The sequence below is a fragment of the Arthrobacter sp. FW306-04-A genome (genome assembly GCF_044358315.1).
GTDB lineage: Bacteria > Actinomycetota > Actinomycetes > Actinomycetales > Micrococcaceae > Arthrobacter.
Genome location: NZ_CP084559.1, coordinates 1,649,933 through 1,664,600, shown reverse-complemented (window position 1 = coordinate 1,664,600; position 14,668 = coordinate 1,649,933). Strand labels below are relative to the sequence as shown.

Here is a 14,668-nt window from a genome sequence, read left to right as displayed (position 1 = left end):
GTCGCCGGCCGCCGGTTAGGTGGTCGCGCGCAATCAGTTGTCCAGGCAGGTTGGGCCGAGAAGGACCTTAAGATCGCCGAAAAGGGATGGGGTGGGATTGACCCGCAGGTGCACAGGCAGGCCCATCACTTCGACTTTTGAATCACCCTGCAAGTGGAGCCTGACCTCGGAGTTCCCCCGGTGGGTGTTGAGGACATCGCGAAGATCCGTGACTACAGCTTCGGTTGCCTTGTAGGTGGGCATCGTAATGACCAATGGCCCGTTGGTGCTTTCGCTCAGGTCCGGGACCGAGAGCTCCATGCAGTTCAGGGTGACCGCGCCGTCGTCGCGCCGCTGCAGGCGGCCCTTGACCACGACAATCAGATCCTCCGCGAGGACCGAAGCGATAGGGCCATAGACCTGCCCGAAGAACATGACCTCGATGGAGGCGCCCAGGTCTTCGATCTCCGCCCGCGCGTAGGCGTTGCCGCTTGCCTTGGCAATCCTGCGGCTGAGCGAAGTGATCATGCCCGCAATGGTGACGATGGCGCCGTCGTGCGGGCCGTCTTCTCCCAGAATCGAAGTGATCGACTGCTCGGCGTGCTGGCTCAGGACGCCCTCAAGCCCTTGCAGGGGGTGGTCCGACACGTAGAGCCCCAGCATGTCCCGTTCGAAGGACAGCTTGTCTTTCTTCTCCCATTCCGGCAGATCCGGGATCTCGATGCTCAGGGACGCCTCGGATTCGGCTTCGTCGAAGCCGGCGAAGAGGTCGAACTGCCCGATCGCCTCGTTCCGTTTGAGCGTGATGACGGAGTCGATGGCTTCTTCATGAATCATGGCCAGGGCCCGCCTGTGGTGGTTCAGCGAATCGAACGCGCCAGCTTTGATCAGGGATTCAATCGTGCGCTTGTTGCAGACCACTGCGGGAACCTTCATGAGGAAGTCCTTGAAGGAGGCGTATGCGCCCTCGCTCTCACGGGCCGCCACCATCGCTTCCACGACATTGACGCCAACGTTGCGGATAGCCCCCATTCCGAAACGGATGTCAGTACCCACGGGCGTGAAGTTGAGGCTTGACTCATTGACGTCCGGCGGCAGGACAGTGATCCCCATGCGTCGGCATTCGTTAAGGTAGATGGCCGATTTGTCCTTGTCATCGCCCACGGAGGTGAGCAGGGCGGCCATGTATTCGGGAGCGTAGTGGGCCTTTAGGTACGCAGTCCAGTAGGAAATGACCCCGTACGCTGCCGAGTGCGCCTTGTTGAAGGCGTAGTCGGAGAACGGGAGCAGGATATCCCAGAGGGTCTTCACGGCATCCATGGAGTAGCCGTTGTCCTGCATGCCTTGGGAGAAACCGGCGAATTGCTTGTCCAGTTCGGATTTCTTCTTCTTGCCCATGGCACGGCGCAGGATGTCGGCCTGGCCAAGTGAATAGCCAGCCAGCTTCTGGGCCACGGCCATGACTTGTTCCTGGTACACGATGAGCCCGTACGTTCCGCCGAGGATTTCGGCGAGCGGTTCCTCGAGCTCCGGATGGATCGGGATGACCTCTTGGATCTTGTTCTTGCGGAGCGCGTAGTCCGTGTGCGCGTTGGCGCCCATGGGACCCGGCCGGTACAACGCCAACACAGCGGAGATGTCTTCGAAGTTGTCAGGCTTCATGAGCTTGAGCAGCGACCGCATGGGCCCGCCGTCGAGCTGGAAGACGCCCAAAGTGTCGCCGCGCGCCAGCAACTCGTACGACGCCGGGTCGTCCAACGCCAGGTTCTCCAGATCAAGGTCAACGCCACGGTTCATCTTGATGTTTTCCAGGGCGTCGGAAATGATCGTCAGGTTCCTCAGGCCGAGGAAGTCCATCTTGATCAGGCCAAGGCCTTCGGACGTCGGGTAGTCGAACTGCGTGATGACCTGGCCGTCCTGGATGCGGCGCATGACAGGAATGACGTCGATGATGGGATCCGAAGACATGATGACACCCGCGGCGTGCACGCCCCACTGGCGCTTCAGTCCTTCGATGCCCAGTGCGGTCTCGAAGACCTTGGCAGCCTCGGGGTCCGTGCTGATGAGCTGTCGGAAGTCCCCGGCCTCGCCGTAGCGCTTGGCCTCCGGGTTCTGAATGTCCGCAAGCGGGATGTCCTTGGCCATCACGGCGGGCGGCAGGGCTTTGGTGAGCTGCTCTCCCATGCTGAACGGGTACCCGAGCACGCGGGAGGAGTCCTTGAGCGCCTGCTTGGTCTTGATCGTGCCGTAGGTGACAATCATCGCCACTCGCTCGTCACCGTATTTCCGCGTGACGTAGTCGATGACTTCGGAGCGGCGGCGATCATCGAAGTCGACGTCGAAGTCGGGCATGGACACGCGGTCCGGGTTGAGGAAGCGCTCGAAAATCAGGCCGTGTTCCAGCGGGTCGAGGTCGGTGATGCGCATTGCATACGCCACCATGGAACCCGCACCCGAACCACGGCCCGGGCCCACCCGGATTCCGTTGTTCTTGGCCCAGTTGATGAAGTCCGCCACCACCAGAAAGTAGCCCGGGAAACCCATGGACGTGATGACGTCGAGCTCATAGTCGGCTTGCTTGCGTACCTTGTCCGGGACACCGTTCGGGTAGCGGTAATCAAGTCCAGTGGCTACTTCCTTGACCAGCCAGGAGGTCTCGTCCTCGCCGGGAGGGCACGGGAACCGCGGCATGTAGTTCGCACCGGTGTTGAAAGACACTTCGCAACGCTCTGCGATCAACAAGGTGTTGTCGCAGGCTTCGGGATGGTCGCGGAACAACTCACGCATCTCTTGCGGTGACTTCAAGTAGTAACCGCTACCGGAGAAAGCGAATCGGGAGCCGCCGTTGTCATAGGTGGGCTCGAGCAGCGTGGAGCCCGACTGGATCGCCAAGAGGGCCTCATGGGCCTTGGCGTCATGCTCATGCGTGTAGTGGAGGTCATTGGTGGCCACGAGCGGAAGCTTCAGCTCCTTGGCCAAGCGCAGCAGGTCGCCGGTGACCCGCCGCTCGATGTCCAGGCCATGGTCCATCAGTTCGCAAAAGTAGTTTTCCGCACCGAAGATGTCGCGGAACTCCGAAGCCGCCGCGAGGGCCTCACGGTACTGCCCCAAGCGAAGGCGGGTTTGCACCTCACCGGAAGGACAGCCCGTGGTCGCAATGAGGCCTTCGGAGTAGGTGTTCAGCAGTTCGCGGTCCAACCGGGGCCATTTGCCGAACACTGAGTCGAGGGAAGCAATCGATGACGCCCGGAACAGGTTGCGCATTCCGACGTTGTTGTAGCTCAACAACGTCATGTGGGTGTAGGAACCACCACCGGACACGTCATCCTTGCGCTGGCTCTCGTCGCCCCAGCGGACCCGCTCTTTGTCGCCGCGCGCCGTTCCCGGCGTGACATAGGCCTCGACGCCGATGATCGGCTTGATGCCTTTGTCCGTGGCCTTCTTCCAGAAATCGAAGGCACCAAACAAGTATCCATGGTCCGTGGTGGCAAGCGCAGGCATCCCCAGCCGCTCGGTCTCATCGAACAATTCAGTAAGACGGGCCGCACCATCCAGCATGGAGTATTCAGTGTGGGTGTGCAGATGGACGAACGAGTCATTGCTGGAAGTCACCACGACAGTCTACCGGCAGGGGCCGCGCAGACGGAGTGGAATCCTCGTTACGCGTTGCCGCTTTCGAGAAGTTCCAACGCGTACCGCAGGTCATCAGGGTACTGGCTGGTGACTTCCACCCATTCGCCGGTGCGGGGGTGGTTGAAGCCAAGTCGGCGCGCATGCAGCCACTGCCGGGTAAGTCCCAGGTTTGCGGCCAGGCGAGGGTCCGCCCCATAAGTCAGATCGCCCGCACAGGGATGCCGCAGGGCCGAGAAATGAACCCGGATCTGGTGTGTCCTGCCGGTCTCAAGGTGAATTTCCACAAGGGTCGCCTTGCCGAACGCTTCGAGTACTTCGTAGTGCGTCACCGAGGGACGGCCATCCTCGATGACAGCAAACCGCCAATCATGCCCGGGGTGGCGTCCGATGGGGGCGTCGATGGTGCCTTCCAGGGGATCCGGCAGGCCTTGGACGACGGCGTGGTACACCTTGTCCACTGTGCGTTCCTTGAAGGCCCTCTTGAGCACCGCGTAAGCATGTTCTGTCTTCGCCACGACCATGACGCCTGAAGTTCCGACGTCGAGACGGTGGACGATGCCGGCCCGTTCAGGCGCACCGGAGGTGGAGATCCGGTATCCGACACCAGCGAGGCCACCAACCACGGTGGGGCCAACCCACCCCGGCGATGGATGCGCCGCCACGCCAACAGGCTTGTCGATGACAACAAAATCCTCATCGTCCAACAGGATCTTCAGGCCTTCCACGACTTCCTCCACGACTTCCAAGGGATCCCGGCGTTCGGGAACGGTGACTTCCAGCACGGACCCGGCAAGGAGCTTCGCCGACTTGCCGACAGCAGCCGATTTGCCCACCGTGCCTGCAGAGACGGTCACGTTGCCCTCGGCAATCAGCAAGGCAGCCGCGGAACGGGAGATATCCATGAGTTTCGCCAGTCCAGCGTCCGCCCTGGCCCCGCCCAGTTCTTCGGGAACAACGAATTGCTCAGACATCGCCCGGCTCCTCGCCTTCGGGCGTCTCAGCGCGGGATCCGGCGGAGTGCTGGCGGGAGCCATCCAAGCCGATCCCCCGCAGGGTCAGCAGGCAGATGATCACCACTCCGGAAACCACCGCTGAGTCGGCGATGTTGAAAATAGCGAAGTTGGGCAGTTGGATGAAGTCCACCACGTGGCCCATGGCGAAAGAGGGTTCGCGGAAGAGCCGGTCCGTGAGGTTTCCGAGTGCCCCGCCCAGTAGCAATCCGAGGGCAAGCGCCCACCAGGCGGATCCCAATCGACGCAGTTGGAAGAGGATCGCCACGGAGACAGCAGCCATGACGATCGTGAAGACCCACGTGACATTTTCACCGATTGAGAAGGCGGCCCCGGAGTTGCGGATGTAGTACCAATGCAGCAGCGGAGGCAAGGCGGGGATCCGTTCGCCCTCCACCATGGTGCTGGTGACCCAGAGTTTGGTCAGCTGGTCGAAGGCGTACGCGAAGACGGCGAAGCCTGCGAAAACCCAGAGCAAAGCGGGACGCCACGCGTGGACTTTGGTGCGGAGCGGCTCCGTGGTGCCGTCAGTTTGTTCGTCGCTCATAGTACTTTCATTCGGTAACCGTAGGCTTCTGGCGCCTTAACAGGCGAAAGCCGGTGGCCGGGAATCCCCAGCCACCGGCTTTCAGAATACTTGCTAGACCTCTGCGGCGGCTTCACCGACCTCGGGGGCCGCAACGGAGCCGCGGGCATCCAGGTCGCGCAACTGGCCCTCGATGTAGGCCTTCAGGCGGGAGCGGTAGTCGCGTTCGAAGCCGCGGAGCTGCTCCACCTTGCGTTCGAGAACGGAGCGCTGCTGCTCGAGTGCACCGAGGATCTTGCGGGACTTGTCCTGAGCGTCATTGACAAGGCTGGAGGCTTCGATCTGTGCCTCGGCAATGATCTTCTCCTTCTGCTGCTCGCCGTCAGCCACGTGCTTGTCATGCATCTGCTGCGCCATGGCCAGCAGGCCGGCTGCAGACTCGGCGGAGGGAGAGCCGGCCGAAGATGCGGCCGGGACCGGAGCGGCGGCAACGGCCGGTTCCTTCTTCTTGTCGGCCTCGGCTGCCTTCGCTTCGGCTTCTGCCTTGGCCTGTGCGTCCTTGTCGGCCTTGACCGGTGCGGGCACCTTCTCGACCACGGGTGCCGATGCTGCGCTGGCAGGAACCGGGTTTCCGCCTTCGGCGAGCTTCTTGCGCAGCTCGTCGTTCTCTTGGTTCAAACGCCTCAGCTCGACGACGATTTCGTCGAGAAAGTCGTCGACCTCGTCCTGGTCGTAGCCTTCGCGGAACTTGGTCGGCTGAAAGCGCTTGTTGACAACGTCTTCTGGCGTCAAAGCCATCTGGTCACCTCGTTGGTCTAGTTAGTCAGTAGGCCTTCCGGCCGTTCAAAACTACGGTACCTAAATATCATCTGATTCCCCCAATTCAACACCATCGTGTTGGACCGAAGGATTGCAGCTCACGGGCCGAAGAAAACAGATCGTCGGCAAATGGCCTGCGGAAAAGCTACGCCAGCGTGTAGACGAAACTCATCGCGATGCTGACGACAATAAACATGATCAAAAACGCCAGGTCAAGGGATACCCCACCAAGCTGCAGGGGTGGAATCAGCCGGCGAATCCGTTTCAAGGGCGGATCAGTCACAGAATAGACCACGTGCGCAGCCACCAGGGCAGCGCCCCGGGGGCGCCACTGGCGCGCAAACATCTGCACCAGATCAAAAACGAGCCTGATGATGAGGATGACCAGGAACAGCAGCAATGCAATGTACAAAAGGCCGAAAACTATGCCCACGGGTTAGCTCAGATCTCCTAGTTCGCCACTTTTCTCGGTCAGTCCCTCTATTGCAACACAGATGCCAGGCAGATCGCTCTGCCTGGCATCTGTGTTGACTGGGCTAGCTCTGGTTGAAGAACGTTGCCTGTGCTTCGCTGACCTTTTTGTCGTCGCCAAGAACTTCGACGTACGACGGCGACAGGAGGAAAACCTTGCTGGTGACCCGCTCAATGCTGCCATGGAGTCCGAAGACCAAGCCGGCGGAGAAATCGACGAGGCGCTTGGCATCTGCCTCGCCCATGTCCGTGACGTTCATGATCACGGGGATGCCGTCCCGGAAACTCTCGCCGATGATCTTGGCGTCATTGTAGGAGCGGGGATGGACGGTGGTGATCTGCCTCAGTCCGGAGGCGTCTTCGCGGCTAGATGCCGCACGCTTGATAGGTGTCACGGGTGCGCGGTATTCCTCTTCGGCGACAGGGGGGACTTCACGAACTACTTCACGTACAGGTGCGGGGGCGCGGCGCTCATCACGATTGTGGTCGACAGACCGGTCCTCGTCCGTGTGCTGCACGTGCTGCTCAGACTCGTAGTGTTCATCGCCATCGGCGAGCCCAAGATAAACCATTGTCTTGCGCAGTGCGCCAGCCATGCTGGACTCCTATCGTGTCTGCAGTAGGCGGGCCGCCCATGACTTGACATAGCTGAAATCCCGGCCCGTCGCTTCCAATACTTTGACGCTACCGCACCCGCGGACGCGAACCGAGAATATCCGAACCAATTCGCAGGTGTGTCGCACCGAATTGCACAGCAGCTTCAAGGTCCTGGCTCATCCCGGCTGAGATCCCCACCGCTTCCGGATGCAGACCCCGCAGATCCGCGGAAATGACGGCGAGTTTCTCAAATGCTTTTCCGGGAGGCATTCCGAGCGGGGCGACGGCCATCACGCCGGCCAAGCGCAGCCCGGACGCGATGGCGATGGATTCGGCGAGGCGCTCGACGTCGGCCGGCGCGGCCCCGCCGCGGTGGCCGCCGCCGTCGTCCTCAAGACTGATCTGGATGTAGCAGTCAAGGTCCGGCCTGCCGGACTCTTCCTGCTCCCGGGCAATAGCCTTGGCCAAGGCCTCGGCAAGCTGCGGACGGTCAATCGACTGGACGGAAAACGCGTACTTGGCCACGGACTTGGCTTTGTTGCTTTGTAATTGACCGATGAAGTGCCAACGCATAGCGAGTCCGATAAGCTCCGCGGACTTCGCGGCCGCTTCTTGATCGCGATTCTCACCGACGTCGGTCACGCCGAGGGCCGCAAGACGGACGACGTCCGCGGCCGGATGGAACTTGCTGACGACTATCAGTTGCGGCTCTTCGCTTCGTCCAGCCGCCGCGGTTGCTGCGGAAATCCGCTGGCGGACGGCTGCGAGCCGTTCCCGCAGTTCGGCTGTCCGCGGATCGACGTCGGCGGTTCCGGCTGCCGGGAGGGTCTCACTCATGCGTCCACACCAAACCTGCAAAGCGACCGGTTCGCTGACTGCGCCGGTAAGAGTAAAGCCGGGCGGTCTCCCGCGTGCACTCCCCCGTGTATTCAACCGCGACGCCGAGCGCCTCCAACTGGGCCCGCACGCCGGCCCGCAGGTCCAACGCGGGCGTGCCCCACGAGGTAGCGGACCAGGTTTCCGGCACAACGGCCGTTACGGCTTCGCGCAACTGTTCAGGAACTTCGTAACAATCGCCGCAGATGGAAGGGCCAACCCAGGCACTCATGGTCTCCGCACCTCGGCTTCGCATTTCAGCGACCGTGGCCGAAACGACGTCTGAAGCAACGCCATGCCGGCCAGCGTGGGCTACGGCCAAGACAGGTTCCATGTTGCCCTGCCTCTCGCCCAACAACACAACGGGGACACAATCTGCCACCATGACCGCAAGCGGCTGTCCCAGCGACACCATGGCGTCAGCCGTTGGGCCGTCACCGTGCGCATCAATGAATTCGACGGTTTTTCCGTGCACCTGGTTCATGTACTGAAAATGCCGTTCGCCGAGCCCCGCCGCTGCTTCCAGCCGGGCCCGGCGCGCCATCACATCTTGAGGATTGTCCGCCACATGCAGTGCAAGATTGCCCGCGTCGACATCGGAGAAGGCGACCGAAATTCCCGGCCGCACCTCTTTTCGCCACCAAAACACTACTGACTAACTCTCCTGAACGGCTTGATGTGGACCGGTTACTTCAGGAAGTCCGGAACGTCGAGGTCGTCGGTACGACTGCCTGAAAGGTCCGGTTCCACGACGGCCGGGAGGTCGACGTCGAAGCCGGAGTCAGCCGGCAAGGCAGAGGGGCGTTGCTGGCCCCAGTTGCTCAAGCCGGAAGCACCGACGCCGGCGGCGACGTGCTGCGGTGCGGAATAGGCCGGGGCAGCCGAAGGTACGGCAGGACGCTCCGGGGCCGCAGGGGCCTGATGCTGACCCGCTTGCGGGGAGGCCGACTGGTTCATCGACGGCGATGTGGCCTTGACGTCGTCGAACCCAGCGGCGATGACCGTGACGCGCGCTTCGTCGCCCAGGGCGTCGTCAATGACGGCACCGAAGATGATGTTGGCCTCGGGGTGGGCCACTTCCTGGACAAGCCGCGCAGCTTCGTTGATTTCGAACAGGCCGAGGTCAGAGCCGCCCTGGATGGAGAGCAGCACGCCGTGGGCGCCGTCGATCGATGCTTCCAGCAGCGGCGAGGCAATAGCGAGCTCGGCAGCCTTGACAGCGCGGTCTTCGCCGCGTGCCGAGCCGATACCCATGAGGGCCGAGCCTGCACCCTGCATGACCGACTTCACGTCGGCGAAGTCGAGGTTGATGAGGCCAGGGGTGGTGATGAGGTCCGTGATGCCCTGGACACCCGACAGGAGTACTTGGTCAGCGGAACGGAAAGCGTCCAGGACGGAGACGTTACGGTCGCTGATGGAGAGGAGTCGGTCGTTGGGGATGACGATGAGGGTGTCGACCTCGTCGCGCAGGGCGTCAATTCCGGCCTCGGCCGAACCGGCGCGTCGGCGGCCTTCAAAGGTGAAGGGCCGGGTGACGACACCGATGGTCAGGGCGCCGAGCGAGCGTGCGATCCGGGCCACGACGGGGGCGCCGCCGGTTCCGGTGCCGCCGCCTTCGCCCGCGGTGACGAAGACCATGTCGGCTCCGCGGATAACTTCTTCGATCTCATCGGCGTGGTCTTCGGCCGCCTGGCGTCCGACGTCGGGGTTGGCACCGGCTCCCAGGCCGCGGGTGAGTTCACGTCCGACGTCGAGCTTGACGTCCGCGTCACTCATGAGCAGGGCCTGGGCATCGGTGTTGATGGCGATGAACTCGACGCCGCGAAGGCCGACTTCGATCATTCGGTTAACTGCATTCACGCCACCGCCGCCGATGCCGACGACCTTGATGACGGCCAAGTAATTCTGCGGTGCTGCCACGTTTCGTGCCCCTTGCTTGTGTCCTATAGCGAAACAGATCGAGTCCAACTTGAATTCTTGGACCTTAACCCTCTAGTTGAAGGTTATAGTTATGTCAAGTAACTCTTAAGTGACGGTATGGGCTATGAATCCGACATTCAATGACCGCCTCCGCGTGTCGTCTGAAAGTCCCAAAAATAGCCCCCGAACGCCAGCGAAGTTACTTCTTGAAATGGCCTACTTGGTAAATGGATGCCTCGGTGCGCTCACATCGTAGACATTCACCGGAACCTTCGGATTGGCCGGCGCCTTCAGCAACGCTTCCAGGACGCGCGCCTTCAGCTCTTTCTCGTCCGCGTTTCCCCAGACCACGATCTTGCCGTCCGTGAGCTTGAGCTCGACGGCGTCGGGCGATTTCGCCGAGGCGCTGGCCATCTTTGCCAGGACATCGGCCGGCAGCGTCGCCAGAACAGCAGTGATCGCCTTGAATAGGTCCTGGTTGGCCCCTTGCCCGTCGATGACCGGCAAGGGTACCGATGCGTTATCGGGAGTTGAACCAAGCTTGACACCGTCGACGTCAACCAGCAGGTAGCTGTCACCGTTCTTGACCAGTGCCACGGGCACCCGTTCGGAAATGTGCACCAATAGTTCGGACGGAGGACGGGCCTCGGTGCTGACGGAGCGCACCTGGACCAGCGGTTTGAGCAGCGCGGCGATCTCGGCGTCGTTGATTTGCGGAAGCGGTTTTCCCTTTACCGGCTCCAGTGCTTTCTGGACTGCAGCCGGCTGGAGCAACTTGGCTCCGTCCACCGTCACAGTGCGCACAGCGAACACCGGTGAATAGATGGCCGCAGCGATGATGCCGGCAACCAGGGCGACAATAACGGCGAGCACGGCAAGAACCGTCCGCCGGCGCTTGCGCCCTTTCGGCTCCGGAAAGGCCAGCACATTGCTGTCCTTTCCGGTTGCGGCCCCTGAAGGGACCTCAACAGGATCGTCGAGGCTCCGTTCAGCACTAACGACCCCGGGCCGTGTTCCCGCCCGCGGCTTGAAAGTGGGCTTCCGGGTATCAGCCACCCAACAACTCCACGATCCGGGGCCCGTAAGCCGTCACGTCACCGGCTCCGACGGTCAGGATAATGTCGCCGTCGCTGGCCGCAGAGAGAACCGCATCCAAGGCTTCCTGCCCGTCCGCCACCAGTCTGCCGCTCTTGAGGCGCTCCGTGATCAAGGTGCTCGTGACCCCGGGAATGGGGTCCTCGCGCGCGGGGTAGATGTCCAGGACAAGGGCGGTATCCGCCTCGCCAAGCGCCTCTGCAAACTGCTCGGCGAATTCGCGGGTGCGCGAAAACAGGTGCGGCTGGAAGAGCACGTGCACCTTGTTACCGCCTGCCACCGAGCGGGCAGCCGACAAAGCAGCCCGGACCTCCGTGGGGTGGTGGGCGTAGTCGTCATACACCCGGACGCCCCTCCCCTGCCCCTTGAATTCAAATCGCCGCGACGCTCCCGTGAAGTGGCCCAGGGCGGCGGCGGCAGCCTCAGGTGCCACGCCGAGTTCGACGGCGACGCCGAACGCGGCAGCCGCGTTCAACGCGTTGTGCCGGCCGGGGACTTGAAGATCGAGGCGGTGCCGCTGGCCATCGGCGGAGACCCAGACATCACCGGGACCGCCATCGTGCAGGCGGATATCGGCGTCTTCTGCCGTCCCGTAGCTCAGCACACGGGTGTTGCCCGCTGCGCGGGTCCGCTCCGCGAGGGCACAGGCGCCGTCGTCGTCCGCGCAGGCGAACAGGACTCCAGAGGTTGGCAGCAGGGCTGCGAAGCTGTCGAAGGAGGCATAGACGGCCTCAGGCGTGCCGTAGTAGTCGAGGTGGTCGGCCTCGACGTTGGTGACAACTGCAATGAGGGGCCGGTAATTGAGGAAGGAACCGTCCGATTCGTCGGCTTCGGCAACGAAGATGTCCGAGGTGCCGTGCGCCGCGTTGACGCCGAGGGCGGGCACATTGGCACCGATGGCGAAGGATGGATCCAGGCCCGCTTCCTTGAGCAACACAGCCACCATGGAGGTGGTGGTGGACTTGCCATGGGTGCCTGCCACGGTCACTACACGATCGGAGCCCATCGTCGCCGCGAGGGCCTCGGAGCGGTGCAGCACCGGGATCCCGGCCCCGCGGGCCGCCTCGAGCTCCGGGTTGCCGGTCTTGATGGCCGAACCTGCAACAACAGTTTGCGCGTCACCGAGATTTCCTGCGGCGTAGCCGACGGCGATCCGGGCGCCCGCGGCCCGAAGGTCTGCCATGACGGGCAGGTCCTTGGAGTCCGAACCACTCACCGCAACGCCCCGGGCCACCATGATGCGGGCGACGGCGGACATGCCTACGCCGCCAATGCCGATGAAGTGGACCCGGCCGAGGGAATCGAGGTTTTCAAAGGGCTGGGTCATTCGGATACCGCTTCCAGTACAAGATCAGCCATCCGCTGATCAGCATTTCTAATGCCGAGTTCCCTTGCCTTGCTGGCCATGTCATCGAGACGGGATTGATCCGTGAGCAAAGGAATCAACTCGGCTTTGAGCCAATCCGCGGTCAGGGCCGCGTCATCGACCAGGAGGGCGGCACCGGCCTTGACCAACGTGGAGGCGTTCATGGCCTGCTCGCCGTTCCCAATGGGCAGCGGAACGAATACCGCGGGGAGCCCGACGGCGGCTACCTCACTGACCGTTGCGGCTCCGGAACGCGCGAGGAGGACATCTGCTGCTGCGTAGACGTTTTCCATGCCGTCCACGTATTCCACCTGATGGTACCCATCGGCCGCGAGGGGGGCGCCGTCGTCGTTCTTGACTGCCTTGCCACGACCGGTGATGTGCAGCGTTTGGATGCCCGCTTCCGCCAAAGCGGCGACTGCACCGGCAATGGTGCGGTTGATGCTCTGGGCGCCGGAAGAGCCGCCCGTCACAATGAGCGCAGGTTGTCCGGCGTCCAAGCCGAGCGATTGCCTGGCATCCGCGCGACCAGCCGCCCGGTCCAAACCGGCGATGGCCTTGCGCATGGGCATGCCAACGTGACGGGCATGGCGCAACCGGGTCTCCGGGAAGGCCACGGCAACATGTTTGGTGAACATGGCCCCTACCCGGTTGGCGAGACCGGGGCGCGTATTGGCCTCATGAATGACGATGGGGATCTTCCGGCGCCACGCAGCAAGATACATCGGAGTGCAAACGTAGCCGCCCACGCCCAACAGGACGTCGGCGTGCGCGTCGTCGAGAATGCGGCCGGCTTGTTTGACGGCGGCAGCGAGCTTGCCGGGAAATTTGAGCAGATCCGCGGAAGGCTTTCGGGGAAACGGAACCCGATCAATAGTGGCCAGCTCATAGCCAGCGGCCGGAACGAGCCGGGTTTCCATGCCATTGGGCGTGCCGACGGCAAGGATGCTGGCATCCGGCCGCAGCGACTTGAGGGCGTCGGCAATGGCGAGCAGCGGGCTGATGTGTCCGGCGGTCCCGCCACCGGCGAGGACCACGGACAGTGGCTTGGGCTGGGAATTCATTGAGTGCTATGTACGCTTTCGTGCAGTTTTCGCAGGCCGCCCACGCGGTTTGGAAGGGCTGGCGGAAGTCATTTGGGCGCGGGCCAAAGACAACACTACGCCCACGCCGCATAGGGACATCACCAGTGCTGAACCGCCGTAGGAGATGAAAGGCAGCGGAACGCCGATCACGGGCAGCAGACCGGCCACCATGGCCATGTTGATGGCCGCTTGCCCGAGCATCCACGCCATGATCGAGCCGCCCAACACACGGGCGAAAAGGTCTTCCTGATGGCTGACCACGCGATAGATGGCAACAGCGAGCAGTGCGAAAAGCACCAGGACCACCAAGGTTCCCACCAGGCCGAGTTCCTCCCCGATGACGGCGAAGATGAAGTCATTGTGGGCCTCTGGGATCCACTGGTACTTCTGCCGGCTCTGGCCAAGCCCCACGCCAAGCCAGCCCCCGGAAGCGAGGGCGTTCAGCCCCTGTTCGCTCTGGAAACCGATGTCGCTTGCTCCCGCACAGCTCTGCCCCATCCACGAAGTGATCCGGCACATCCGGTTGCCACTGGTAAACGCAAGTATCAGCGCGGCGGCGGCGGCAACGCCACCTGCCGCAGCGAAGAGCTTCAGGTTCACGCCGCCGAAAAACAATCCGGCAGCCATGATGAGCATGACCACCAGCGAAGTTCCGAGGTCATGGCCCGCGACGATCAATCCAATGATGCAGAACGAGACAGGGACGATCGGGATCAGTGCGTGCGTCCACCTATCAAGAAGCTTTGCCTTGACGGAAAGGACCGTGGCCATCCAGAGCACCAGTGCGAACTTGGCGTATTCAGAAGGCTGGAAGGTGAAGCCGCCGATCTCGATCCAGTTCTGGTTTCCCAAGACCCGCTTGCCGATGACCAGGACGAGAACCAACAAGGCAACCGCGAGCACGATGGCTGGCCACGCGAATCGCTTGAGCCAAAGGACATTGACCCGTGAAAGCACCAACATCAAGACGATGCCGATGCCCGCGAAAATGCCTTGCTTGGTGGCGATCGAGTAGGGAGATTCGCCGGCCGCAATCGCTTCAACGCTGGATGCCGAGAGGACCATGATGATCCCGATGGCCGTAAGTGCAAGCGACGCACCAAGAATCAGGTAGTACGTGGACCCGTTTCTCGATTTGCCGTTTCCCTCAAGCGTTGACCAGAAACCGGCTATGCCAGAACGAATGCGCGACGGCAGCGAGGGCCGAGCATCGCCGGCCGCGCGTCCGGCGGGGGCTGCCTTGCCGGCCCGGGTCCGCCCGGGCCCGGTGCGCGTGGGCGTGCTGACCATT

At 62.5% G+C, this 14,668-nt stretch carries 13 protein-coding genes; all 13 read right to left on the bottom strand.

Going from position 1 to position 14,668, the window contains the following annotated elements; all coding sequences use genetic code 11:
- Window positions 1-33 precede the first annotated feature (33 nt).
- Window positions 34-3,591: a DNA polymerase III subunit alpha gene (dnaE, locus tag LFT43_RS07605; RefSeq protein ID WP_395801930.1), complete on the bottom strand. Its 3,558-nt coding sequence runs from the start codon at window positions 3,589-3,591 to the stop codon at window positions 34-36.
- Window positions 3,592-3,638: 47 nt separating this feature from the next.
- Window positions 3,639-4,583, bottom strand: coding sequence for an RluA family pseudouridine synthase (locus LFT43_RS07600; protein WP_395801928.1), 945 nt, complete (start codon window positions 4,581-4,583; stop codon window positions 3,639-3,641).
- Window positions 4,576-5,169, bottom strand: a complete 594-nt coding sequence (lspA, locus tag LFT43_RS07595; protein WP_395801926.1) for a signal peptidase II — start codon at window positions 5,167-5,169, stop codon at window positions 4,576-4,578. Before lspA ends, LFT43_RS07600 begins: the two co-directional genes overlap by 8 nt.
- A 93-nt stretch (window positions 5,170-5,262) precedes the next feature.
- The gene (locus LFT43_RS07590) at window positions 5,263-5,946 is read right to left on the bottom strand and encodes a DivIVA domain-containing protein (protein ID WP_395801924.1); all 684 of its coding nucleotides are present in this window, start codon (window positions 5,944-5,946) and stop codon (window positions 5,263-5,265) included.
- A gap of 166 nt (window positions 5,947-6,112) precedes the next feature.
- Window positions 6,113-6,400 (bottom strand): YggT family protein, encoded by a 288-nt coding sequence (locus LFT43_RS07585; protein WP_395801922.1) that lies wholly within the window; start codon window positions 6,398-6,400, stop codon window positions 6,113-6,115.
- 103 nt (window positions 6,401-6,503) lie between these two features.
- On the bottom strand, window positions 6,504-7,034 hold the full coding sequence (locus LFT43_RS07580) for a cell division protein SepF (protein WP_395801920.1): 531 nt from the start codon (window positions 7,032-7,034) through the stop codon (window positions 6,504-6,506).
- An 88-nt stretch (window positions 7,035-7,122) separates the two neighbouring features.
- Window positions 7,123-7,872, bottom strand: a complete 750-nt coding sequence (locus LFT43_RS07575; protein WP_395801918.1) for a YggS family pyridoxal phosphate-dependent enzyme — start codon at window positions 7,870-7,872, stop codon at window positions 7,123-7,125.
- Window positions 7,865-8,560, bottom strand: coding sequence for a polyphenol oxidase family protein (locus LFT43_RS07570; protein ID WP_395801916.1), 696 nt, complete (start codon window positions 8,558-8,560; stop codon window positions 7,865-7,867). Before LFT43_RS07570 ends, LFT43_RS07575 begins: the two co-directional genes overlap by 8 nt.
- A gap of 38 nt (window positions 8,561-8,598) precedes the next feature.
- On the bottom strand, window positions 8,599-9,831 hold the full coding sequence (gene ftsZ / locus LFT43_RS07565) for a cell division protein FtsZ (protein WP_395801914.1): 1,233 nt from the start codon (window positions 9,829-9,831) through the stop codon (window positions 8,599-8,601).
- 216 nt (window positions 9,832-10,047) lie between these two features.
- Window positions 10,048-10,887: a cell division protein FtsQ/DivIB gene (locus tag LFT43_RS07560; RefSeq protein ID WP_395801912.1), complete on the bottom strand. Its 840-nt coding sequence runs from the start codon at window positions 10,885-10,887 to the stop codon at window positions 10,048-10,050.
- A complete protein-coding gene (murC, locus tag LFT43_RS07555) occupies window positions 10,880-12,253 on the bottom strand; it encodes a UDP-N-acetylmuramate--L-alanine ligase (protein ID WP_395801910.1) in 1,374 nt (457 codons plus the stop codon). The genes LFT43_RS07560 and murC overlap by 8 nt, the downstream gene beginning before the upstream one ends.
- Entirely contained in the window at window positions 12,250-13,356 is a 1,107-nt protein-coding gene (murG, locus tag LFT43_RS07550) for an undecaprenyldiphospho-muramoylpentapeptide beta-N-acetylglucosaminyltransferase (protein WP_395801908.1), read from the bottom strand. Before murG ends, murC begins: the two co-directional genes overlap by 4 nt.
- Before the next feature lie 6 nt (window positions 13,357-13,362).
- Complete coding sequence (ftsW, locus tag LFT43_RS07545; RefSeq protein WP_395801906.1) at window positions 13,363-14,667, bottom strand: putative lipid II flippase FtsW; 1,305 nt, start codon at window positions 14,665-14,667, stop codon at window positions 13,363-13,365.
- Between the last annotated feature and the right edge of the window lies 1 nt (window position 14,668).

What these genes read in the sequence shown, in the direction of transcription:
- murG (WP_395801908.1), bottom strand. Translation starts at nt 13,356, where the DNA reads ATGAATTCCCAGCCCAAGCCACTGTCCGTGGTCCTCGCCGGTGGCGGG.
- ftsW (WP_395801906.1), bottom strand. Translation starts at nt 14,667, where the DNA reads ATGGTCAGCACGCCCACGCGCACCGGGCCCGGGCGGACCCGGGCCGGC.
- LFT43_RS07590 (WP_395801924.1), bottom strand. Translation starts at nt 5,946, where the DNA reads ATGGCTTTGACGCCAGAAGACGTTGTCAACAAGCGCTTTCAGCCGACC.
- LFT43_RS07575 (WP_395801918.1), bottom strand. Translation starts at nt 7,872, where the DNA reads ATGAGTGAGACCCTCCCGGCAGCCGGAACCGCCGACGTCGATCCGCGG.
- lspA (WP_395801926.1), bottom strand. Translation starts at nt 5,169, where the DNA reads ATGAGCGACGAACAAACTGACGGCACCACGGAGCCGCTCCGCACCAAA.
- LFT43_RS07580 (WP_395801920.1), bottom strand. Translation starts at nt 7,034, where the DNA reads ATGGCTGGCGCACTGCGCAAGACAATGGTTTATCTTGGGCTCGCCGAT.
- LFT43_RS07600 (WP_395801928.1), bottom strand. Translation starts at nt 4,583, where the DNA reads ATGTCTGAGCAATTCGTTGTTCCCGAAGAACTGGGCGGGGCCAGGGCG.
- murC (WP_395801910.1), bottom strand. Translation starts at nt 12,253, where the DNA reads ATGACCCAGCCCTTTGAAAACCTCGATTCCCTCGGCCGGGTCCACTTC.